The sequence below is a fragment of the Methyloversatilis sp. genome, assembly GCF_965284615.1.
Classification (GTDB): Bacteria; Pseudomonadota; Gammaproteobacteria; order Burkholderiales; family Rhodocyclaceae; genus Methyloversatilis.
In genome coordinates, this window is the sequence record NZ_OZ260098.1 from 4067485 (window position 1) to 4090403 (window position 22919).

Annotated in this window: 16 protein-coding genes, 2 tRNA genes, 3 rRNA genes and 1 pseudogene; 11 read left to right on the forward strand and 11 right to left on the reverse strand. The window is 63.5% G+C overall.

Going from position 1 to position 22919, the window contains the following annotated elements; genetic code table 11:
* Positions 1 to 41: 41 nt before the first annotated feature.
* From mutY to ACQ66H_RS19280, 4 genes and pseudogenes are all read left to right on the forward strand, one after another.
* Positions 42 to 944, forward strand: a pseudogene (gene mutY, locus ACQ66H_RS19265) (A/G-specific adenine glycosylase); the annotation flags it as partial.
* Between the two features lie 165 nt (positions 945 to 1109).
* Complete coding sequence (locus tag ACQ66H_RS19270; RefSeq protein WP_430435665.1) at positions 1110 to 1376, forward strand: YkgJ family cysteine cluster protein; 267 nt, start codon at positions 1110 to 1112, stop codon at positions 1374 to 1376.
* A 105-nt stretch (positions 1377 to 1481) separates the two neighbouring features.
* Complete coding sequence (locus ACQ66H_RS19275; RefSeq protein ID WP_430435358.1) at positions 1482 to 2306, forward strand: class I SAM-dependent methyltransferase; 825 nt, start codon at positions 1482 to 1484, stop codon at positions 2304 to 2306.
* Positions 2307 to 2341: 35 nt separating this feature from the next.
* Positions 2342 to 3049: a hypothetical protein gene (locus ACQ66H_RS19280; protein WP_019916462.1), complete on the forward strand. Its 708-nt coding sequence runs from the start codon at positions 2342 to 2344 to the stop codon at positions 3047 to 3049.
* 39 nt (positions 3050 to 3088) lie between these two features.
* Here ACQ66H_RS19280 and ACQ66H_RS19285 read toward each other — a convergent pair whose 3' ends face one another.
* Positions 3089 to 3742: a response regulator gene (locus ACQ66H_RS19285; RefSeq protein WP_020166106.1), complete on the reverse strand. Its 654-nt coding sequence runs from the start codon at positions 3740 to 3742 to the stop codon at positions 3089 to 3091.
* A 224-nt stretch (positions 3743 to 3966) separates the two neighbouring features.
* On the opposite strand from ACQ66H_RS19285, the gene ACQ66H_RS19290 reads away from it, so the two are divergent.
* From ACQ66H_RS19290 to ACQ66H_RS19315, 6 genes are all read left to right on the forward strand, one after another.
* Positions 3967 to 4641 (forward strand): response regulator, encoded by a 675-nt coding sequence (locus ACQ66H_RS19290; protein WP_020166107.1) that lies wholly within the window; start codon positions 3967 to 3969, stop codon positions 4639 to 4641.
* Positions 4642 to 4646: 5 nt separating this feature from the next.
* Positions 4647 to 6506: an ATP-binding response regulator gene (locus ACQ66H_RS19295; RefSeq protein ID WP_430435359.1), complete on the forward strand. Its 1860-nt coding sequence runs from the start codon at positions 4647 to 4649 to the stop codon at positions 6504 to 6506.
* 165 nt (positions 6507 to 6671) lie between these two features.
* On the forward strand, positions 6672 to 7094 hold the full coding sequence (locus ACQ66H_RS19300; RefSeq protein ID WP_304027291.1) for a PhaM family polyhydroxyalkanoate granule multifunctional regulatory protein: 423 nt from the start codon (positions 6672 to 6674) through the stop codon (positions 7092 to 7094).
* A 10-nt stretch (positions 7095 to 7104) separates the two neighbouring features.
* On the forward strand, positions 7105 to 8208 hold the full coding sequence (locus tag ACQ66H_RS19305) for an FIST signal transduction protein (protein ID WP_430435360.1): 1104 nt from the start codon (positions 7105 to 7107) through the stop codon (positions 8206 to 8208).
* A 34-nt stretch (positions 8209 to 8242) separates the two neighbouring features.
* The gene (gene soxC, locus ACQ66H_RS19310) at positions 8243 to 9475 is read left to right on the forward strand and encodes a sulfite dehydrogenase (protein WP_430435361.1); all 1233 of its coding nucleotides are present in this window, start codon (positions 8243 to 8245) and stop codon (positions 9473 to 9475) included.
* The gene (locus tag ACQ66H_RS19315) at positions 9450 to 9995 is read left to right on the forward strand and encodes a c-type cytochrome (RefSeq protein WP_430435362.1); all 546 of its coding nucleotides are present in this window, start codon (positions 9450 to 9452) and stop codon (positions 9993 to 9995) included. The genes soxC and ACQ66H_RS19315 overlap by 26 nt, the downstream gene beginning before the upstream one ends.
* Positions 9996 to 10023: 28 nt before the next feature.
* Here the strand turns inward: ACQ66H_RS19315 and ACQ66H_RS19320 are convergent, their stop codons facing one another.
* The 10 genes from ACQ66H_RS19320 to tyrS form a co-directional block, all read right to left on the reverse strand.
* Complete coding sequence (locus ACQ66H_RS19320) at positions 10024 to 10275, reverse strand: hypothetical protein (protein ID WP_430435363.1); 252 nt, start codon at positions 10273 to 10275, stop codon at positions 10024 to 10026.
* A 171-nt stretch (positions 10276 to 10446) separates the two neighbouring features.
* The gene (gene recQ / locus ACQ66H_RS19325) at positions 10447 to 12255 is read right to left on the reverse strand and encodes a DNA helicase RecQ (RefSeq protein ID WP_430435364.1); all 1809 of its coding nucleotides are present in this window, start codon (positions 12253 to 12255) and stop codon (positions 10447 to 10449) included.
* A gap of 37 nt (positions 12256 to 12292) precedes the next feature.
* Entirely contained in the window at positions 12293 to 13858 is a 1566-nt protein-coding gene (locus tag ACQ66H_RS19330) for a DEAD/DEAH box helicase (RefSeq protein ID WP_430435365.1), read from the reverse strand.
* A 172-nt stretch (positions 13859 to 14030) separates the two neighbouring features.
* Complete coding sequence (locus ACQ66H_RS19335; protein ID WP_430435366.1) at positions 14031 to 14795, reverse strand: tRNA threonylcarbamoyladenosine dehydratase; 765 nt, start codon at positions 14793 to 14795, stop codon at positions 14031 to 14033.
* 121 nt (positions 14796 to 14916) lie between these two features.
* Positions 14917 to 15030: ribosomal RNA gene (rrf, locus tag ACQ66H_RS19340) — 5S ribosomal RNA — on the reverse strand.
* Positions 15031 to 15163: 133 nt separating this feature from the next.
* Positions 15164 to 18051, reverse strand: a 23S ribosomal RNA gene (locus ACQ66H_RS19345).
* 280 nt (positions 18052 to 18331) lie between these two features.
* A tRNA-Ala gene (locus tag ACQ66H_RS19350) sits at positions 18332 to 18407 on the reverse strand.
* 29 nt (positions 18408 to 18436) lie between these two features.
* Positions 18437 to 18513 (reverse strand) — tRNA-Ile (locus tag ACQ66H_RS19355).
* A 120-nt stretch (positions 18514 to 18633) separates the two neighbouring features.
* Positions 18634 to 20166: ribosomal RNA gene (locus ACQ66H_RS19360) — 16S ribosomal RNA — on the reverse strand.
* The 16S, 23S and 5S rRNA genes sit together here with 2 tRNA genes alongside, the layout of an rRNA operon.
* 352 nt (positions 20167 to 20518) lie before the next feature.
* Complete coding sequence (gene tyrS, locus ACQ66H_RS19365) at positions 20519 to 21718, reverse strand: tyrosine--tRNA ligase (protein WP_430435666.1); 1200 nt, start codon at positions 21716 to 21718, stop codon at positions 20519 to 20521.
* Positions 21719 to 21823: 105 nt separating this feature from the next.
* On the opposite strand from tyrS, the gene ACQ66H_RS19370 reads away from it, so the two are divergent.
* Complete coding sequence (locus ACQ66H_RS19370) at positions 21824 to 22912, forward strand: anhydro-N-acetylmuramic acid kinase (protein ID WP_430435367.1); 1089 nt, start codon at positions 21824 to 21826, stop codon at positions 22910 to 22912.
* Positions 22913 to 22919: the final 7 nt, after the last annotated feature.

A 22919-nucleotide genomic window follows, 5' to 3' on the forward strand; every position in this document is an offset into this window, starting at 1 on the left:
GATTATCGCCGCTTTTGCATCACGGCCTACAATCCGCGCCCATGAATACTCCCTCAGAGGTAGCCGTCGGCGACGATTTCGCCGCCACGCTGGTGCGCTGGCAGCGCCTGCACGGCCGGCACGACCTGCCCTGGCAGACCGGTGACGCCTACGGCGTCTGGGTGTCGGAAATCATGCTGCAGCAGACACAGGTGCAGACGGTGATCGGCTATTACGGCCGCTTCATCGAGCGCTTTCCGACGCTGGCCGCACTGGCGGCCGCCGAGGAAGCGACGGTGATGGAGCACTGGAGCGGCCTTGGCTACTACGCCCGCGCGCGCAACCTGCACCGCGCCGCGCGCGAAGTGATGACGCGCTTCGGCGGCCGCTTTCCCACCACGGTCGAGGACATCGAAAGCCTGCCCGGCATCGGCCGCTCGACCGCATCGGCCATCGCCACCTTCTGCTTCGGCGCGCACGCACCGATACTCGACGGCAACGTGAAGCGGGTATTCGCCCGCGTCTTCGCCATCGACGGCTTCCCCGGCACGCGTGCAGTCGAGCAGCGCATGTGGGCACTGGCGCACGCGCTGATGCCGACGCGCGACGGCGGGGTCTATACGCAGGCGCTGATGGATCTGGGCGCCACCGTGTGCACGCGCAACCGGCCGCGCTGCGACGCCTGTCCGGTCGAGGCCCGCTGCAAAGCGCGCCAGCAGGGCCGGCAGCGCGAACTGCCGGCGCCGCGCCCTGCGAAGCTGCGCCCGCAGCGCCTGCGCCACGCGCTGCTGGTGACGACAGCCGAGGCGGTGCTGCTCGAACGTCGCCCTGGCCACGGCATCTGGGGCGGCCTGCTCAGCCTGCCCGAACTGGCGGCGCAGACCTTGCCCGAAGCGCTGAACGAAGCGGCGCACTGGCTGGCGGCGCACGGCATCTCCGGCGGCGCGGTGCAGGCGATGGCGCCGGTGATCCACGGCTTCACCCACTTCGAACTGCATCTGGTGCCGCTGCGCGTCGCGGTGACACGCACAGCGCCTTCGCGGCCGAGGCGTCGCTGCTCTGGCAGCCGCTCGCCGACGCCACCTCCGCAGCCTTGCCGGCACCGGTGCGCCGCCTGCTGGAAACGCTCGATGACTGAGGCGCTGCGGTGCCGGGACGGCTGCGGCGCCTGCTGCATCGCGCCGTCGATTTCCAGCCCGATCCCGGGCATGCCCGACGGCAAGCCGGCAGGCGTGCGTTGCGTGCAGCTGACCGAAGACCTGCGCTGCGCCATCTTCGGTTCGCCCGAGCGCCCGGCCTGCTGCAGCGGGCTGCAGGCGTCGGCCGAAATGTGCGGAGAGGACCGCATCCACGCGCTGCATTGGCTGCAAAAGCTGGAAGAAGCCACCCGCAGCTGACGTCAAATCGCGGGAATGCGGGTCATTGCGCGCGCTAATCGATGGCTGCGGGCGCGGCGTCTGGGCTACTGTAAGGGCATCGACTTCCCGCACGGCGGCCTCGCTATGCACCTGTTCCGCGCCCTCGCCATACAGCTCGTGTCCTGGATCGTTGCCGTGTTCGCGCTGCGCTACACGGTGACGCCACCAGCCGGTATCGGCGCCATCGTCGTCATGCAGGCGGGCATCGCCGCCGCCTTCGCGCTGACTCTCAAGGCGCCGCGCTGGTGGGTGGTGATCCATCTGCTGTTCTCGCCGCTGGTGGTCGGCGCCCGCATGCTGGACATCGCACCGGCCTGGTATCTGTTCGCCTTCCTGCTGCTGTCGGCGGTGTTCTGGTCCACCTTCCGCAGCCGGGTGCCGCTGTTCCTGACCAACCAGGCGACCGCCCGTGCGCTGCTGCAGGCGCTGCCGCAGGAGCGCGCCATCCATCTGGTCAACCTCGGCTGCGGTACCGGCGAACTGCTGCGCCGGCTCGCCATGTCGCGCCCCGACTGCCGCTTCACCGGCGTCGAGAACGCGCCACTGCCCTGGCTGATCGCCCGCTGGCGCAACCGCCATCTGCCCAATGTGACGATACGGCGCGACGATCTGTGGTCGGTGCCGCTCGGGCAGTTCGACATCGTCTATGCCTTCCTGTCGCCGGTGCCGATGCCGAGGCTGGGTCGCAAGGCGGCACTGGAAATGAGGGCGGATGGGCAACTGATCGCCAACAGCTTCGAAATTCCCGGCATGGCGGCGGACCGCGTCATCGACGGCGACCCGGCCGCGCGTGCGCTATATGTGTACACGTTTGCCGGACGACGCGGCAAGAATGGCCGCCCGGTCGCGGAAATGGAACCGGTTTCGGCTGCAGTTCCCGCCGATGGCGCACGCCTGATCGCGGAATAATCGTTGCTCGAACCCCGGTAGGTGGAGAACACGAAATGGCTGAAATCATCTGCGTGATCGGCAATAAGGGCGGCACCGGCAAGACCACGCTTTCACACATGCTGTGTCAGGGTCTGGGGCTGCTGAACCAGCGCTCGGTCTGCGTGCTGACCGACATCGGTCGCGAGCCGCTTGACCCCGAGGGCCGCCGCTATCTCACCGCCGACGCGCGTTCGCGCGATGCGCTGGCCAAGGTGGTGGACAAGATACGCGGCCTGAACAAGTGGATAGGCGTGATCGACGGCGGCGCCAACCGCAGCGAAATGGACCGCCACCTGTACGGACTCGCCCACCTGGTGCTGCTGCCCTTCCGCGACTCGCACGAGGACATCCGCACCGTGCAGCAGGATCTGGAAACCTTCCCGCGCGCACTGGCCATCCCGACCCAGTGGCCGACCAATCCGTGGGCGCGCGAGGCCGCCGACAAGCTGATCGAAAGCCAGCTCGGTCAGTACCGCACGCGCATCCTGGAACCGGTGTTCGCGATCTCGTCGTCGAAGCAGCTGCTGCAGAAGCGCATCCCGGACAGCCTGCCGTCGCCGCTGGCCAACGCCTGTCGCCGTGTCGCTGCACCGGTGCTGGACATCCTGCGAATCGACCACGAAGAGGTGGACATCGACGCCGAGGATGCGATGGAGCATGCCCTGCCGGCCCAGTCACGGAGCAGCGTCGAAGCGACGATGGGCAGCACCACCACGCACTGAGCCGGTCGCTGCGGGACGCGCCTTGCGTGCGACCCGCGTTCAGCCCTCGCGGCGCGTACCGCGCTGCGCCAGCGCGATCAGCACCTGCGCACGGGACGTCACCTTCATCGCCTTGAAGATGCGTGTCACGTGCACCTTGACCGTACCTTCGGCGAGGCCGAGCGACTCGGCGATCTCACGGTTGGAACGCCCCTCGGCAAGCAGGTGCAGCACCCGCGTCTGCGCCTGTGTCAAACCGTAGTCGTCGGCCGGACTCGGGCGTATCGTCGCCGAAGTGCGTCCGGCCCGTGCGTTGGGCGGGCGACGCTCGGGCGGGGTATAGAGGCCGCCGTCGAGTACCAGGCGGACCGCCTGCACCAGTTGGTCGCCCGAATCGCCCTTCGACACGAAGCCCGAGGCGCCCTGGCGCATCGCGCGCGACACCGTCGCCTTGTCACTCAGCGCGGACACCACCACGACCGGCAGCGACGGATCGCGTTCGCGCAGCGTGGCGAGCAGCGAAAAGCCGTTCATGCCGGGCAGCATCAGGTCGGTCAGCACCAGATCGACCTCGGCACCGCCGTCGATCACGGCCAGCGCCTGCGCCGCGTCGGACGCCTCGATCACGCACCACTCCGCACCCAGCCGCGCCAGCGTCTGGGCCATGCCCTCGCGCACCAGCGCATGATCTTCGACGATGAGCAGACAGCCCAAACAGAACCTCCCGATGACGTGTCGATGTGCTCCGCCTCGGCACGGTGTGAGCCGGAGGCGGGCCGCCTGAGTGTAATTGCGCACCCTCGCGGTGCAGTTCATCCAAGCGGACTACGACTAAAGTAATAATACAGGTCCCGAGTTGCGCCACTTTCCGCCATTATTGACGTCTCCGATGCGCGAGGCACTTTCAGGCGCTGACGACGTGATGGCCCCGGACTCCCATGAAGATACTGATCGTTGACGATCACCCACTGATACGCGAAGCGCTGCGCCACGTGCTCCCGGGCCTTGCGGCCGACATCCGCCTGTACGACGCGCCCGATTGCGAAGGCGGACTGCGGCTGGCCGACGAGCACCCCGATCTCGACCTCGCCCTGCTCGATCTGACGCTGCCGGGCTGCCGCGGCATGAGCGCGCTGCAGACCTTCCGTGGCGCACACCCTGCGCTGCCCATCGTCGTACTGTCGGGTTTCGACGATTCGGACACGGTTCTGGCGGCGCTCGACGAGGGCGCGATGGGCTTCATTCCGAAATCGAGCACCAACGAAGTGCTGCTCGGCGCGCTGCGTCTGGTGCTGTCCGGCGGCGTCTACGTGCCGCGGCAGGCCATCGTCGGCGAACTGGGCCTCGGTGCGCCGCGTCAGGAAGAGACGCCGCGACGGCCACAGACCGCGTCCGACATCGGCCTGACCGAGCGTCAGGCGGAAGTGCTGACGCTGATGGTGCAGGGCAAGCCGAACAAGGAAATCTGCCGCGAGCTGAATCTGGCCGAAGGCACGGTCAAGGTGCACATCACCGCCATCCTGAAGGCGCTTGGCGCCAGCAACCGCACGCAGGCGGTGCTGGCCGCCAGCCGGATCGGACTGAAGCTCGGAACGCCGGGCTCGACGCCATGAGCCCGATGACGCCTCCGGTCGTGCTGCCCGAAGACACGACCATAGAGTCGCTGACGCGCGAGCGCGGCGACGCGGCGGCGCGGCTGGAGCCGGGCGAACAGGCACAGCTCGACCGCCAGGTCGTGGCGACGCAGATCCAGATGCTGTACGCAAACCTGGGCACGGCCTTCGGCGGTCAGATACTCGGCACGCTGCTGGTCGCCTGGACGGTGTACGACACCTCTCCGCTATGGACGGTCGCACTGTGGTTCGTGCTGTCGATGGCCAACCAGGTGTCGCGCCTGGTGCTGCTGCGCCAGTACAGACGTGCCACACCGGACGCCGCGAGCGCGCCGCGCTGGGGCACCTACTGGCTGATCGGCGCCGCCATCTCCGGCGTACTGTGGAGTTCGACGCTGTGGCTGTTCTTCAGCCCGGAAGCGCCGGAACAGCAGATCGTGCTGATGTCGCTGCTGGTGTCGGTGTGCGGCGTTGCCGCCGCCCTGACTTCGATGCACCTGCCCAGCTACTACACCTTCCTCGGTGCAACGCTGCTGCCGGTGATCGCGCGCTACATCTGGGAAGGCAGCCGGCACGACCTGCTGGTGGCCTTCATCGTGTCGGTGCTGATGATCGCGCTGTGGCGAGTCGGCAAGAATTTCAACGCGCTGATCGAGCGCGCGCTGCGCAGCCGTTACGCCAACGAGGTGCTCAGCCGCCGACTGGAGTCGCAGAACATCGAACTGTCGGAAGCGCGAGACCGCGCCGATCAGGCCAGCCGCGCCAAGAGCCAGTTCTTCGCCGCCGCCAGCCACGATCTGCGCCAGCCGCTGCACGCGATGGGCCTGTTCGCCGCAGCGCTGTCGGCCAAGGCGCACGAGCCGGAGGTGGCGAATCTGGTCACCAGCATCAGCAGTTCGGTCGAAGCGCTGGAGGGCCTGTTCAACGAGCTGCTCGATATTTCGAAGATCGACGCCGGCAAGGTGAAGCCGGAAATCACCGATGTGTCGGTCAGCGCGCTGTTCGACCGGCTGCGCATGGATTTCGAACCGGAAGCCTTTGATCGCGGCCTGGCCTTCCGCATCCGCTCGCGCGCCGCCTGGGTACGCAGCGACCCGGTGCTGCTCGAACGCATCCTGCGCAACCTCATTTCGAACGCGATGCGCTACACGCCGGCGGGCGGCGTGCTGGTCAGCACGCGCGTACGCCGCAACGGACTGCGTTTCGAGGTGTGGGACACCGGCATGGGCATCGCACCGGACGACCAGAGCCGCATCTTCGAGGAGTTCGTACAGCTGGCCAATGCCGAACGCGACCGGCGCAAGGGCCTGGGGCTCGGCCTGTCCATCGTGCAGAGGCTGTCGGCGCTGCTGTCGCACCCGGTCAGTCTGTCGTCGCGCCCCGGTCGAGGCACCGTGTTCCGCATCGACGTACCGATGGGCCGCGCGCCGGTGGTACGCGCCACCGCAGTACGCACCGAACGCAGCCAGGCCGATCTCGGCGGCCGTTGCATCCTGGTCATCGACGACGAAGCGAGCATCGTGAACGGCATGGCCGCACTGCTCGGCAGCTGGGGCGCGCAGACGCTGATCGCCAGCAAGCACGAAGAAGCGATGAACAGCGTGACCGAACGCGGCGCGCCGCCCGACCTCATCATCGCCGACTACCAGTTGCGCGACGGCGAAGTCGGGCCGGACGTGGTGGCGGCGGTGCGCCGGCATTTCGGCGTCGATATCCCGGCCATCCTGGTCACCGGCAGCGCCACGCCGGAGCGCCTGGAAGAGGCGAAGGATCTCGGCCACCACCTGCTGCTCAAGCCGGTCATGCCGGCCAAGCTGCGCACGCTGATCCAGTTCAAGCTGAAGGAGCAGGTCGCTTCGGCTTAAGCCGAACGGACGATTGCCGCTGCCGGCACCGCTGCACAAGAATGAAGGCGTTGTGCACGTTGTGTCTCCCTTCACGCGGCCCGCTGTGGCCGCGTTTTCTTTTGTGTCCCCCGGCGAGGCACGGCGCGCTATGCTTGGCGCACACAGACCGACACAGGTGATGCCATGGCCAGCGACTCCTCACAGTACGACCCGATGGAATTCCTGCGTTCCGTATGGGGGCAGATGCCCTTCCCGGTCCCCGGTTTCGTCACACCGACACTCGACGTCGGCGAGCTGGACAAGCGCATCACCGACCTGAAAGCGGTCGAGGGCTGGCTGCGCATGAACCTCAGCATGCTGCAGACCAGCATCCAGGGTCTGGAGGTACAGCGCGCGACGCTGGCCACCATGCAGGCGATGGCGGCCAGCGCCACCAGCGCAGCGGCCGCTGGCGCAGCGCATGCGCAGGACCCGGCACAGAATCCGATGCAGGCATTCGGCAATGCCGCCATGTGGCCGTGGACGCTGATGCAGAACGCGGGTGCCGCACATCCGTCGTCAACCGCACCGGGCGACGACACGCCGCCGCCCTCCGGCGGAGGCTGAGGTACTGCGGATGGCCCGATTCGCTGCCAGTTCGGCCTTCCACGAAGACTGGCCGGTCGCGATGGACCTGGCACTGTCGGCACTCGACATGCCTGAGGACGCCAACCTCGGATTCGTCTATTTCGCCGATCACTACGGCGGCGACCTGCAGGAAATGTTCGAGCGCCTGACCCGGCTCACCGGCATCGAGAACTGGGTCGGCACCAGTTCGGTCGGCGTCATCGGCCGCGCCATCGCGGCGCAGGACCAACCCGGCCTGTCGCTGCTGGTGGGCAGCCTGCCGGAGGGCAGTTTCCGCGTGTTCTCAGGCCGCGAGCGCCTGCCCAACGCGCTGGGTACCGATGCCGCACCCGAGCAGCCCTACTTCGCCGTTGTGCACGCCGACCCGGCAACGCCGGACATGGCGGATCTGGTCGCCGACATGGCCACCAAGGTGTCGAGCGGCTTCGTCACCGGCGGGCTTGCGCTGGCGCGCGGACAGGCACCGATGATCGCCAACGGAGCCCTGCGCGGCGGCATCAGCGGCGTCGCCTTCAACGAGCAGGTTTCCATCATGACGCGCCTGACGCAGGGTTGCTGTGCGGTGGGCGAAACCCATGTCGTCACCGCCTGCGACCAGAACGTCATCACCGAAATCAACGGCCGCCCCGCGCTGGACGCCTTCCTGGACGCGGCGGGCACCTCACTCGGCCAGGATCTGCGGCGGGCGGCGCGCTACATCCTGCCCGGACTGGGCGTGACCGGGCGTGACGACGCCGAATTCCGCGTGCGCAACGTGATCGGCCTCGACCCCGGCAACGGCCTGATCGCCATCAACGACACAGTCGAGGTCGGACAGAGGCTGCGCTTCTATCGGCGCGACGCGGACTGTGCCCGCGCCGACATGCAGCGCATGCTGAACGAGCTGCGCGCGACACTGGAGCAGCCGCCGCTCGCGGCGCTTTACATATCCTGCGCCGCGCGTGGAGCGCACATGTTCGGCGACGACAACACCGAACCGGAAATGCTGGAGGAAGCCTTTCCCGGCCTGCCGGTGGCAGGCTTCTTCGCTGGCGGCGAAATTTCGCACGACCAGTTGTACGGCTATACCGGCGTGCTGACGCTCTTCCTCTGATCCCATGCCCCGCCAGCGGCCCGCTCTCCACACCTTGCCAGAAGTCGCCGGCGGCGGCCTGCTCGATCGCCGGCTCTTCCTGCGGCGCGGGCTGGCACTGGCAACGGCCGCGGCTGCCGTCGAGACGCAGGCCGCTGACGAGCTGCCGTGGTTGCACACGCCGGGCGCGCCCTTCACGCCCTACGGCCAACCATCGTCGCACGAGCGCCTGACGGCGCGACGCATCGGCGCCAACCGTGCGGTGGCCGGCAACGGCGTGTCCTTCACGCCACTGGAAGACCTCGAAGGCATCATCACGCCGAACGGCCTGCACTTCGAGCGGCACCACAACGGCGTGCCGCAGATCGACCCGGCGCGTCACCGACTTGTCGTGCACGGTCTTGTGCGCCAGCCGCTGAGCTTCGACGTGAAATCGCTGCTGCGCTACCCGATGCGTTCACGGATGCTGTTCATCGAGTGCGGCGGCAACAGCAACGCCGGCTGGCATGGCGAGCCGATACAGCGATCAGCCGGCTCCGTGCACGGGCTGCTGTCCTGCGCCGAATGGACCGGCGTGCCGCTGTCCATCCTGCTCGACGAAGCGGGTGTGGACGTCGGCGCGTCGTGGGTGATCGCCGAAGGTGCCGACGCGGGAGCGATGAACATGAGCATCCCGCTGGCCAAGATGCGCGACGACTGCCTGATCGGGCTCTACCAGAACGGGGAACGGCTGCGCCCGGAGAACGGCTACCCGATGCGTCTCATCGTGCCAGGCTGGGAAGGTGTGCTGCACGTCAAATGGCTGCAGCGGCTCGAAGTGACGGACCAGCCGGTGATGTCGCGCAACGAAACGTCGAAATACACCGAGTTGCAGCCATCGGGCAAGGCGCGTCAGTTCACGTTCACGATGGACTGCAAGTCGCTGATCACGTCACCGTCGCACGGCCAGACACTGCCGCGCCCCGACGTTTATCAGCTGAGCGGTCTGGCGTGGAGCGGGTACGGGCGCATCCGGCGGGTCGAGGTGTCGGCGGATGGCGGCAAGAGCTGGGCCGACGCCGCACTCGAATCGCCGGCGCTGCCTCGCTGCCTGACCCGTTTCCGCATACCGTGGCGATGGGACGGCAAGCCCGCCGTGCTGAAGAGCCGAGCCACCGACGAGCGCGGCAATCTGCAGCCGGAACGCGCGGCATTGGTCTCCGAGCGCGGGCGCGCAGGCTATTTCCACTACAACGCGATCGTTGCCTGGGCAGTCGAGGACGATGGACTGGTCACGCACACATACTGAACGCGCGGCAGCACTGCTGTCGTCGCTGCTGCTGAGTGCCTGCGTCGCGACGCCGAACGCGGTCGAGGCACCACGGCTCGGACAGGCCGTCAACGGCGCCACCCTCGCCCGGCAGCAACTGAACGTATTTCCCGACGGTCGCGGCCTTCCACCCGGTCGCGGCACGGCAAGCGAGGGCGCCGCGCTGTTTGCCCACCACTGCGCCGCCTGCCACGGCAAGGACGCCCGTGGCGGCAGCGCCGAGGAACTGGCGGGTGCGACGCGCCCGCTGAACACACCGGCGGCCGACAAAACGGTAGGCAGCTACTGGCCGTACGCGACGACGCTGTTCGACTTCATCCGTCGCGCCAAACCGATGACCGCCCCCGGCACGCTGAACGCGGACGAGGTGTATGCGCTCAGCGCCTGGCTGCTGCACATCAACGGTGTGATCGCTGCTGAGGCCGTCATGGACGCGCGCACTCTGCCGGCAGTGCGGATGCCGAACCGCGACGGCTTCATCCCCGTCGAAGCGAACTGAAGTGCGCGCGGCGCCCTTGCCGCGCCGATCAGCGCACGCGGGCGCGCATCGCCATGCCGCCCAGCAGCAGTGCGGCCAGCGCAAGACTGGTTCGTGATTCCGACGGATTTTCGAACAGGTGCGCCAGCGGATAGGCGGAGCGCGCATTTTCCCGGCACGCCTCAGCGGCCAGCGGATCCTGGCTGCTCGCACGGCAATCGGGTGCTGCCGACCAGACAGTCAGCGGTTGTGTCAGCGCGCAGGCGACGACGAAAAGGAGTGGTCGAATGTTGCAACGCATGATGCCCTCCCTGCTTCAATAACGAAGTCGGTGATGCACTATGCAATATCCAGACCAAGAGAAGATTTACAACAAGCCGTTGTTTTAATTCATATCTGACGCACGCCCCATCATCAGCGCTGCGTCAGGTCGGGGCATAAAGACGACAAGGCACTATTGCAGTGCAATATGTCAGTGCTCGAAGCCTGAGATCAACTCGACCAGTGAGTCACCGTAGCGCTCGACCTTGCGTGCGCCGAAGCCCGGTATGTCGGTCAGGTCATCGAGATCAGCCGGGCGTTTGCGCGCCAGTTCGATCAGCGTGCTGTCGTGCAGGATGACGTAGGCCGGAACTGACTGGTTTTTCGCTTCGTCCAGCCGCCAGGCTTTCAGCGCTGCGAGCAGATTGGCGTTGACGCCCTCCATCGACACCGGTGTGACGCTGCGTGTGCGCCGCACCGCCGATTCACGAGCCCTTTCGGCGATGCGCCGCATCATCACGGGCTGTTCGCCGCGCAGCACCGGGCGGGCAGCTTCGGTCAGCACCAATGCGCCATAGGATTCGTGATCGACGCGGGCCAGCCCGAGCGCGACCAGCTGACGGAAAACACCGCGCCACAGGTTGTCGTCCTCGGCCTTGCCGATGCCATGCACGCTCAACTTGTCATGACCCCACTGGCGGATGCGCTCGGTGTCCTTGCCACGCAGCACGTCGATCAGGTGGGTGACGCCGAAGCGATTGCCGGTGCGGTAGATCGCGGACAGCGCCTTCTGTGTGGCGACCGTCGCGTCCCAGGTCTCCGGCGGCGTCAGGCAGTTGTCGCAGTTGCCGCAGGGCTGCCCCTGTTCGCCGAAATAGGCGAGCAGATGCACGCGCCGACACTGAGCGGTTTCGCACAGGCCGAGCAGCGCGTCGAGCTTGCTGCTGGAAATGCGACGGAACGCTTCGCTGCCCTCGGACTGGTCGATGAAACGGCGCTGCTGCACGACGTCGGCCAGACCGTAGGCCATCCAGGCGTCGGCTGCGCCACCGTCGCGTCCTGCGCGTCCGGTCTCCTGATAGTAGCCTTCGATCGAGCGCGGCAGATCGAGGTGGGCGACGAAGCGCACGTCCGGCTTGTCGATGCCCATGCCGAAGGCGATGGTGGCAACGACCACGATGCCTTCCTCGCGCTGGAAGCGGGCCTGATGCGCAGCACGCGTCGCTGCGTCCATGCCGGCATGGTAAGGGAGCGCCTTGATGCCCTGCGCGAGCAGCCATTCGGCCGTCTCGTCCACCTTCTTGCGTGACAGACAATAGACGATGCCAGCATCGTCCGGATGCTCGTTCCGGATAAAGCGCAGCAACTGCTTGCGCGCGTCGTCCTTGTCCACGATGGTGTAGCGGATGTTCGGCCGGTCGAAACTGGACACGAACACACGCGCGTCGTGCAGCGCGAGCCGGTCGATGATTTCGGTGCGCGTCGCCGGATCGGCGGTGGCGGTGAGCGCGATGCGCGGCACGTCCGGGAAGCGCTCGTGCAGCACGGAAAGCTGCAGGTACTCTGGACGGAAGTCGTGTCCCCACTGTGCGACGCAGTGCGCCTCATCGATGGCAAACAACGCCGGCCGGATGTGACTCAGCAGATCGAGGCAGCGTGGGGTGTTGAGCCGCTCAGGGGCGACGTAAAGCAGATCGAGCGTGCCGTCGAGCAGGCTGCGCTCGACTTCACGCACCTGATCGAGATCGAGCGTGGAATTGAGGAAGGCAGCGCGTACGCCCAGCTGGGTCATCGCAGCGACCTGGTCCTGCATCAGCGCGATCAGTGGCGAAACGACGACTGCCGTCCCCGGGCGCAGCAGCGCCGGCACCTGATAGCACAACGACTTGCCGCCACCTGTCGGCATCAGCACCAGGGCGTCGCCGCCGGCCGCGACGTGCGCGACGATTTCGCCCTGCGCACCGCGGAACCCGGGATGGCCGAAGACGTCCTTCAGCACTTTCAGTGCATCGTCACGCACGCGGTCGCCCCTGGCCCTTCATGCAAATGGCGTGATGTTATCGCTGTCCGCTGCGATTGCGCGAGAACAGCGCCGGCTGTTGCGGACGTCGCGCCTCGTTGCCGCGCGGCATCACGTTGCCATTGACCTCGCGCGGCGGCTTGGCCGCCGGCTGGATGCGATTGCCGCGATTGTCGTCGTCATCGTCGTGAATACGCGCCGGCGTACGGTTGCCGTTGGCGACGTTGCCATTGGCGGTGCCGCTCCTGCCTTGCGGGCGAGTGGGGTTGCCATTGCCGCGCGCGACGGGCTTGTTCTGCGGCGTACGCGCCGGGCGATCGCCGGCCGGCCGGGGCTGCTGGCCCTGGCGCGGCTGCTGTCCGTTACCGGAGGCCGGTTTGCTGCGCGTTGCACCGTCAGGCCGAGCGCCACGACCTTGCGGACGCGGACCGCGATCCGGCTCTTCGCTGGCGCCGGCGACCGGCACGAAACCATCGGCCGTCACGCGCGGAATCGACTGCCGGGTCACCTTTTCGATGGCCGTCAGCAACTTCACTTCCTCGCGATCGACCAGCGACACCGCGGCGCCGCTGGCACCTGCACGGCCGGTCCGACCGATGCGGTGAACGTAGTCCTCGGGCACATTCGGCAGCTCGAAATTGACGACGTGCGGAAGCTGGTCGATGTCCAGACCGCGCGCCGCGATGTCAGTGGCGACCAGCACGCGCAGCGTATTCGTCTTGAAGTCGGCCAGCGCTTTCGTGCGGGCGTTCTGGCTCTTGTTGCCGTGGATGGCAGCGGCGGTAATGCCCTGCTTGTCGAGCTGTTCGGCCAGACGGTTGGCGCCATGCTTGGTGCGCGTGAACACCAGCACCTGCGACCACTGGCCCTTGTTGATGAGATGCGCCAGCAGATGACGCTTCTGCTTCTGCTCGACCATGTAGACGCCCTGATCGACGCGCTCGGCGGTGGTATTGCGTGCGGCAACCTCAACCTCGGCTGCGTCGTTCAGCATGCCGTGGGCCAGTTCGCGGATCTCCGGCGAAAAGGTCGCCGAGAAGAGCAAAGTCTGGCGCACCTTCGGCAGCGCCGCGATCACCTTGCGGATGTCACGGATGAAACCCATGTCCAGCATGCGGTCCGCTTCGTCGAGCACGAAGATTTCGACGCCGGAAAGGTCCAGCGTCTTTTCGCCCAGGTGATCGAGCAGACGGCCGGGCGTCGCAACCAGGATGTCCACGCGCTGCTTCAGCGCCTGCAGCTGGGGATTCATGCCCACGCCGCCAAACATGACCATGGAACGCAGCTTGGCGTGTGCACCGTAGGTGCGGACCGATTCCTCGACCTGAGCCGCGAGTTCGCGCGTCGGGGTGAGGACCAGCACGCGTGGCCGTCCCGGTGGAATGCTGGCCGGGCGGTTGATCAAAGTATGAAGAATGGGGAGGGTGAAACCGGCGGTCTTGCCGGTGCCGGTCTGTGCGGCAGCGAGCAGGTCGCGCCCGGCCATCACGAGCGGAATGGCTTTCTGCTGGATCGGTGTGGGCTGCGTATAGCCTTCTTCGGAAATGGCGCGCAGCAGGGGTTCGGCCAGGCCAAGCCCGGCGAAATCGACTTCAGTGTTCAAACAGTTCTCCAGCGACGGCCCGTCGCTCAAGCTGAGTGACACCAATACAGGCAGACAGGGTGTGGATTCCGGAAGGGAGGCTCATGCCTCCTCTTGTCAGGGAGACAAGGGAACGCGCCTATTGGCACGGCGCAGGCGCAGTGTAGCGGTGTTTCGGCCGAAAGTCTTGCGCTCAGTGTTTCAGCAGATGTTCGATGGCGCGCGCCGCGAGCGCGAAACCGAAAGCGGCCGTGACGCAGACGCTCGAGCCGTAGCCCGCGCAGCTCAGGCCTTGCGGTGCGGTCGTCGCATCGCAGGCCTCGGCCGCCGGTTTGCGCATGGGCTCGGCGGAGTACACGACCTCGATATCGAAATGCTCCTTGCGCGACAGCTGCAAGCGCCCGCCCTTTCTCAATAGTGAACGCACACGGGCGAGCAGCGCGTCGCCCTGGCTTGCGCCGAGATCCGAATGGCGGATGCGTGTCGGGTCGGTACGTCCGCCCGCCGCACCCGCCATGAACAGCGCCAGTCCATCGAGATGACAACGCTCGGCCATCGCAACTTTGGCAGACGTCTGATCCGTGCAATCGAGCACCGCGTCCGGTCGTGACGAAAGCAGCTCGGCGGCATTCTCCGGCGTGAGGAAATCCTCTATCCGCGTCACCGAGCATTCGGGGTTGATCGAGACGATGCGTTCGGCGAGCGCATCGACCTTCGCCATGCCTATCGTTGCCTGACTGGCCTGCAGCTGTCGATTGATGTTCGATACCGCGACGTTATCGAGGTCGATGATGTTGATGTTGTGGATGCCGTGTCGTGCGATGGCTTCGGCGGCCCATGATCCGACGCCGCCGATGCCGACGATGGTGACGGATGCGTTGTGGAGTTTTGCGTATGCGCCGTTGCCGTAGAGGCGGTCGATGCCGGAGAAGGCGCGTGGAGTGTTGTTATCGGCCATGGGACGGATTGTGGTCCGGATTTGGTCGTTTGCGGGGTTGTTGGGAGGATGTTCGGCCGCGGGTTCTGGAAGCACAAACGCCCGATCACTGGAGGGTGATCGGGCGTTGTGTTGTGGGGTAGCCTGGCGCTGACCTACTTTCGCGAGCGAGGTGCTCACTATCATTGGCGCGGCTGCGTTTCACGGTCCTGTTCGGGATGGGAAGGGGTGGTTCCACAGCGCTATGGGCACCAGGCTGAAGCTTGTCATGCGTGCGCGAGGTGCATCGGGCACACATGTGGAAGAAGTAAAGGATATGGGGTGATTGTGTGCGCGAGGCACTTGGGATCACCGGTGCTGTTTCAACGATTTGTTGAGCACACGGTTATAGGGTCAAGCCGCACGGGCAATTAGTACTGGTTAGCTTAATGCATTACTGCACTTCCACACCCAGCCTATCAACGTGGTGGTCTTCCACGACCCTTCAGGGGGATCGAGTCCCCGGGAAGTCTCATCTTGAGGCGAGTTTCGCGCTTAGATGCTTTCAGCGCTTATCTCTTCCATACTTAGCTACCCGGCGATGCCACTGGCGTGACAACCGGTACACCAGAGGTATGTCCACTCCGGTCCTCTCGTACTAGGAGCAGGCCCCCTCAAACTTCCAGCGCCCACGGCAGATAGGGACCAAACTGTCTCACGACGTTTTAAACCCAGCTCACGTACCACTTTAAATGGCGAACAGCCATACCCTTGGGACCGGCTACAGCCCCAGGATGTGATGAGCCGACATCGAGGTGCCAAACTCCGCCGTCGATGTGAACTCTTGGGCGGAATCAGCCTGTTATCCCCAGAGTACCTTTTGTCCGTTGAGCGATGGCCCTTCCATACAGAACCACCGGATCACTATGTCCTGCTTTCGCACCTGCTCGACGTGTCAGTCTCGCAGTCAAGCTCGCTTTTGCCATTGCACTTTAGGTACGATGTCCGACCGTACCAAGCGAACCTTCGAACTCCTCCGTTACCTTTTAGGAGGAGACCGCCCCAGTCAAACTGCCTGCCATGCACGGTCCCCGACCCGGATTCACGGGCCTAGGTTAGAACCTCAACGACACCAGGGTGGTATTTCAAGGATGGCTCCTCGTGATCTGGCGACCACGTCTCACAGCCTCCCACCTATCCTACACAAGTCCCGTCAAAGTCCAATGCAAAGCTACAGTAAAGGTTCATGGGGTCTTTCCGTCTAGCCGCGGGGAGATTGCATCTTCACAAACATTTCAACTTCGCTGAGTCCCAGGAGGAGACAGTGTGGCCATCGTTACGCCATTCGTGCAGGTCGGAACTTACCCGACAAGGAATTTCGCTACCTTAGGACCGTTATAGTTACGGCCGCCGTTTACCGGGGCTTCGATCAAGAGCTTGCACCCCATCACTTAACCTTCCGGCACCGGGCAGGCGTCACACCCTATACGTCCACTTTCGTGTTTGCAGAGTGCTGTGTTTTTATTAAACAGTCGCAGCCACCGATTCTCTGCGACCCCGTTGGGCTCCGTCCGCGAGGGACTTCACCTACTGAGGGCATACCTTCTCCCGAAGTTACGGTATCAATTTGCCGAGTTCCTTCTCCTGGGTTCTCTCAAGCGCCTGAGAATTTTCATCCTGCCCACCTGTGTCGGTTTGCGGTACGGTCAATCCATGACTGAAGCTTAGAGGCTTTTCCTGGAAGCGTGGTATCTAGCACTTCAGAGCACGTGGCTCCTCGTCATCACATCTCGGCTAAGCCGCGCGGATTTGCCTACGCAGCACGCCTACCTGCTTAAACCGGGACGTCCAACACCCGGCTGCTATAACCTTCTCCGTCCCCCCATCGCATCATGGATTGGTACAGGAATATTGACCTGTTTCCCATCGACTACGCCTTTCGGCCTCGCCTTAGGAGCCGACTCACCCTACGCCGATGAACGTTGCGTAGGAAACCTTGGGCTTTCGGCGAGCGGGCCTTTCACCCGCTTTATCGCTACTCATGTCAGCATTCGCACTTCTGATATCTCCAGCATCCGTTACCAGACACCTTCGCAGACTTACAGAACGCTCCCCTACCATATGTCTTACGACATATCCGCAGCTTCGGCTCGTGGCTTGAGCCCCGTTACATCTTCCGCGCAGGACGACTCGACCAGTGAGCTATTACGCTTTCTTTAAAGGATGGCTGCTTCTAAGCCAACCTCCTGGCTGTCTATGCCTTCCCACCTCGTTTTCCACTTAGCCACGCATTGGGGGCCTTAGCTGGCGGTCTGGGTTGTTTCCCTCTTGACGATGGACGTTAGCACCCACCGTCTGTCTCCCATGCTCGCACTTCTCGGTATTCGGAGTTTGCTATGGCGGGGTAGATCGCAATGACCCCCCCAACCATTACAGTGCTCTACCCCCGAGAGTGATACATGAGGCACTACCTAAATAGTTTTCGGGGAGAACCAGCTATTTCCAGATTTGTTTAGCCTTTCACCCCTATCCACAGCTCATCCCCTAATTTTTCAACATTAGTGGGTTCGGACCTCCAGTACCTGTTACGGCACCTTCATCCTGGCCATGGATAGATCATCTGGTTTCGGGTCTACGCCCAGCAACTGAATCGCCCTATTCAGACTCGCTTTCGCTACGCCTCCCCTATTCGGTTAAGCTCGCTACTGAACGTAAGTCGCTGACCCATTATACAAAAGGTACGCAGTCACCCCTTTCGAGGCTCCCACTGTTTGTATGCATGCGGTTTCAGGATCTATTTCACTCCCCTCCCGGGGTTCTTTTCGCCTTTCCCTCACGGTACTGGTTCACTATCGGTCGATCACGAGTATTTAGCCTTGGAGGATGGTCCCCCCATCTTCAAACAGGATTTCACGTGTCCCGCCCTACTTGTCGCACGCTCAGACCCGCCATCTACTTTTCGCATACGGGACTATCACCCTGTATCGTCGGACTTTCCAGACCGTTTTGCTAAGTAAATGGTTTAGTCGTGCAGGCTACTCCCAGTTCGCTCGCCACTACTTTGGGAATCTCGGTTGATTTCTGTTCCTCGAGCTACTTAGATGTTTCAGTTCGCTCGGTTCGCTTCCTCTGGCCTATGTATTCAGCCAGGGATGACCCTTACGGGCCGGGTTTCCCCATTCGGACATCTGCGGATCAAAGCTTCATTGCCAGCTCCCCGCAGCTTTTCGCAGGCTTGCACGTCCTTCATCGCCTGTGATCGCCAAGGCATCCACCACATGCACTTATTCACTTGACCCTATAACGCTGTGCTCGACTTGCGTCTCACACCGCACTACAGGATAGTTCTCAAGCGCTCGCGCTATCTATCCCACCGCTGGTTCAAAGAGGTGGGACGATGCAATCACTACCCATGAGATGCCGACGCGGTTGAAACGCCGACATCCCTTTACTTCTTCCAAATTTTTAAAGATCAAACTTCGCACCCTTGCGGGTGAGGTCTGGGCAGCATCTCTGCACCCCACGCCTCACACTCAAAGCTACGGCAACAAGAACAACCGACGTCCCATCAAAGGAAGTGGTGGAGGATGACGGGATCGAACCGACGACCCCCTGCTTGCAAAGCAGGTGCTCTCCCAGCTGAGCTAATCCCCCAAAGACTGCACTTACTCATGCAGGCAATCTGGTGGGTCTGGTTGGGTTCGAACCAACGACCCCCGCCTTATCAAGACGGTGCTCTAACCAGCTGAGCTACAGACCCGGTCCTTCCAGGGTCGGGTGCTCAACGCGGACTCGTCATCACTGACTCGCCCGAGCTCCTTGCCCTTGTTGCTTCTTTAACAGCCGATAGGTTGTGGACACGACCTGATTGTGACTCTAGAAAGGAGGTGATCCAGCCGCACCTTCCGATACGGCTACCTTGTTACGACTTCACCCCAGTCATGAATCTCACCGTGGCGACCGCCCCCCTTACGGTTAGGCTAGCCTCTTCTGGTGAAACCCACTCCCATGGTGTGACGGGCGGTGTGTACAAGACCCGGGAACGTATTCACCGCGGCATGCTGATCCGCGATTACTAGCGATTCCGACTTCACGCAGTCGAGTTGCAGACTGCGATCCGGACTACGATCGGCTTTCTGGGATTGGCTCCACCTCGCGGCTTGGCAACCCTCTGTACCGACCATTGTATGACGTGTGAAGCCCTACCCATAAGGGCCATGAGGACTTGACGTCATCCCCACCTTCCTCCGGTTTGTCACCGGCAGTCTCATTAGAGTGCTCTTGCGTAGCAACTAATGACAAGGGTTGCGCTCGTTGCGGGACTTAACCCAACATCTCACGACACGAGCTGACGACAGCCATGCAGCACCTGTGTTACGGCTCTCTTTCGAGCACCCCCACCTCTCAGCAGGGTTCCGTACATGTCAAGGGTAGGTAAGGTTTTTCGCGTTGCATCGAATTAATCCACATCATCCACCGCTTGTGCGGGTCCCCGTCAATTCCTTTGAGTTTTAATCTTGCGACCGTACTCCCCAGGCGGTCAACTTCACGCGTTAGCTGCGGTACTCAATGAGTCTCCTCACCGAACACCTAGTTGACATCGTTTAGGGCGTGGACTACCAGGGTATCTAATCCTGTTTGCTCCCCACGCTTTCGTGCATGAGCGTCAGTATTGGCCCAGGGGGCTGCCTTCGCCATCGGTGTTCCTCCACATCTCTACGCATTTCACTGCTACACGTGGAATTCCACCCCCCTCTGCCATACTCTAGCCGTGCAGTCACAAGCGCAGTTCCCAGGTTAAGCCCGGGGATTTCACACCTGTCTTACACAACCGCCTGCGCACGCTTTACGCCCAGTAATTCCGATTAACGCTCGCACCCTACGTATTACCGCGGCTGCTGGCACGTAGTTAGCCGGTGCTTCTTCTTCAGGTACCGTCATTAGCGAGCTATGTTAGAGCTCGCCGTTTCGTTCCTGCCGAAAGAGCTTTACAACCCGAAGGCCTTCTTCACTCACGCGGAATGGCTGGATCAGGGTTGCCCCCATTGTCCAAAATTCCCCACTGCTGCCTCCCGTAGGAGTCTGGGCCGTGTCTCAGTCCCAGTGTGGCTGATCATCCTCTCAGACCAGCTACAGATCGTTGCCTTGGTAGGCCTTTACCCCACCAACTAGCTAATCTGACATCGGCCACTCCAATCGCGCGAGGTCTTGCGATCCCCCGCTTTCTCCCTCAGGACGTATGCGGTATTAGCACTTCTTTCGAAGTGTTATCCCCCACGACTGGGCATGTTCCGATGTATTACTCACCCGTTCGCCGCTCGCCGCCAGTCCGAAGACCGCGCTGCCGCTCGACTTGCATGTGTAAAGCATTCCGCCAGCGTTCAATCTGAGCCAGGATCAAACTCTTCAGTTTAATTCCCAAAACTCGTCAGAATTCACAGGTATAAGCTTTCGCTTAAAACCTTTGATTCGTATGAGCACTTCAATTTAGTTGTCATGCGATCAACCACCACCCCAGGAATCCCTGAAACGACAGCTGCTCGCCGTTACAACCACGCCGTGCCCACACCTATCGGCTGTTTGTTTTGTTAAAGAACGTTCGCTGCTGAGCAACGAGAGGTGCGCATTCTACGGATAATTTCGAGGTGGTCAACACTTTCGCCAAAGATTTTTGAAGTTTTTTTGGCGCGACTCTTTCAAGCGACTACGGGAAAGTACATGTGAATAAAAACATTCCGAAAAATCAAGCCCGCGACGAGCGCCTCTCAGCGCACGGCGAGGCGAGAAAATTTTCGCTTGCCCACCTGCGCCACGACCGTCGTGCCCGCCGCGAGCACAAGTCCACGATCGGAAACCTTGTCGCCATCGAGCCGGACCCCGCCCTGATCGATCATGCGCAAGGCCTCCGAGGTGGTGGCGGTGAGCCCGGCCGCCTTCAACGCCTGTGCAATACCGATACCTGCACCCGCACTGTCGAGCACCACCTCCTCGATGTCGTCTGGAATACCGCCCTGACGGAAACGCGATTCGAAGTTGACCAGCGCGGCCGCCGCAGCCGCCGCGCCGTGAAAACGGCCGACGAGTTCCTGCGCCAGCATCACTTTCACGTCTCGCGGATTGCGCCCCGCGGACACTTCTGCACGCAGGCCCGCGATCTCGTCGAGTCCGCGGAAGGACAGTAGCTCGTAGTAACGCCACATCAGTTCGTCGGACACCGACATGACCTTGCCGAAAATTTCGTTCGGCGGCTCGGACACGCCGATGTAGTTGCCCAGCGACTTCGACATCTTGTTGACGCCATCCAGTCCCTCCAGCAGCGGCATCATCACCACGACCTGTTGCGCCTGGCCGTACTGCTTCTGCAGTTCGCGCCCCATGAGCAGATTGAAGCGCTGATCCGTACCGCCGAGCTCGACGTCGGCCTTCAGCGCAACCGAGTCGTAGCCCTGGCACAGGGGGTAGAGGAATTCGTGGATGGCGATCGGCTGATTGCCGGTGTAGCGCTTGGCAAAATCGTCGCGCTCGAGCATGCGGGCGACCGTGTGTCGCGATGCCAGGCGGATCATTCCGTCGGCCCCGAGCTGGTTCATCCAGGTCGAGTTGAACACGACCTCCATGCGCGAAGGGTCGAGGATCTTGCCCACCTGTTCGCGGTAGGTTTCAGCGTTCTGCAGCACCTGCTCGGGCGACAGCGGCGGCCGGGTCACGTTCTTGCCCGACGGATCGCCGATGGCGCCGGTAAAGTCGCCGATCAGGAACAGGATCTGGTGACCGAGGTCCTGGAAGTGCTTCAGCTTGTTCAGCAACACGGTGTGGCCGAGGTGCAGGTCCGGTGCGGTAGGATCGAACCCCGCCTTGATGCGAAGCGGTCGCCCCGACTTCAGTTTCTCGACCAGATCCGCTTCGGGGAGCAGTTCTTCGACCCCCCGCTTGATCAACGCCAACGCCTGTTCCACTTCAACCATGACCGAACCCCGAATACATGCGCCTCGCGCAGGCAGGTGCCACGCGACGACCGACAAAGCGCTCGATGTTAGCGCAAGCGGGTCGGCGGACAGAAGGATGAACCGATGAGCGCGCTGTACATCGGGCTGATGTCCGGCACCAGTCTGGACGGGGTGGATGCGGTGCTTGCGGACCTGGCCTTCCCGCGGCCGCGGGTGGTGGGGCATGCGCACATGGCCTTTCCAACGGCCTTACGGGCGGACCTGCAGACGCTGTGCTCAAGCGGTGACGACGAAATACACCGCTCGCAGGTCGCGGCGATCGAATTGGCGCGCCTTTATGCACAGCTGGTCCGCACACTGCTGAACCAGAGCGGCACCGCGACAGCTTCAATCAAGGCCATAGGCTGCCACGGCCAGACTATCCGCCATATGCCGGCCCACGGCTACACCGTTCAGCTGAATGCACCGGCCATCCTGGCCGAGGAGACGGGTATCTGCGTTGTGTCCGATTTCCGCGCGCGTGACTTGGCGGCCGGCGGACAAGGAGCCCCTCTCGTCCCCGCGTTCCACGCTAGCCTGTTTGGTTCGACGGACCGTGCGCGCGCAATACTGAATCTGGGCGGAATGGCGAATCTGACACTATTGGAATTCGCCCGCCCCGTGCGCGGCTTCGACTGCGGCCCCGCGAACGTGCTGATGGACGCCTGGATCGCGCATCGTCGCGGCCTTGACTACGACAGGGACGGCGCCTGGGCGGCGAGTGGCCAGGTCAACGCGGCGCTGCTTGCGAAACTGCTTGCACACCCCTTCTTCGCTGCGCCGCCCCCGAAAAGTTGCGGGCGCGAGCAATTCAATCTGGAGTGGCTGCTCGAACTGCTGCCGGAGCAGATCCGAGACGAGGACGTCCAGGCCACACTGGCGGAACTGACCGCGCAATCGGTAGCCGACGCACTGAACACCGCGGGTTTTTGCCCGGACGATGTCGCGGTGTGCGGCGGGGGCGCGTTCAATACTCACCTGCTGCAGCGGCTCGCCTTGCACATCGGATGCCCTGTGCAGAGCACGGCCGATGACGGCGTACCGCCCGAGCGAGTGGAGGCGCTGGCATTCGCGTGGCTGGCGCAGCGCACGCTTAACCGCGAGCCAGGCAACCTGCCAGAGGTGACCGGGGCACGCGGCATGCGCGTGCTCGGCGCGGTCTGGCCCGCCTGAGCGAGCG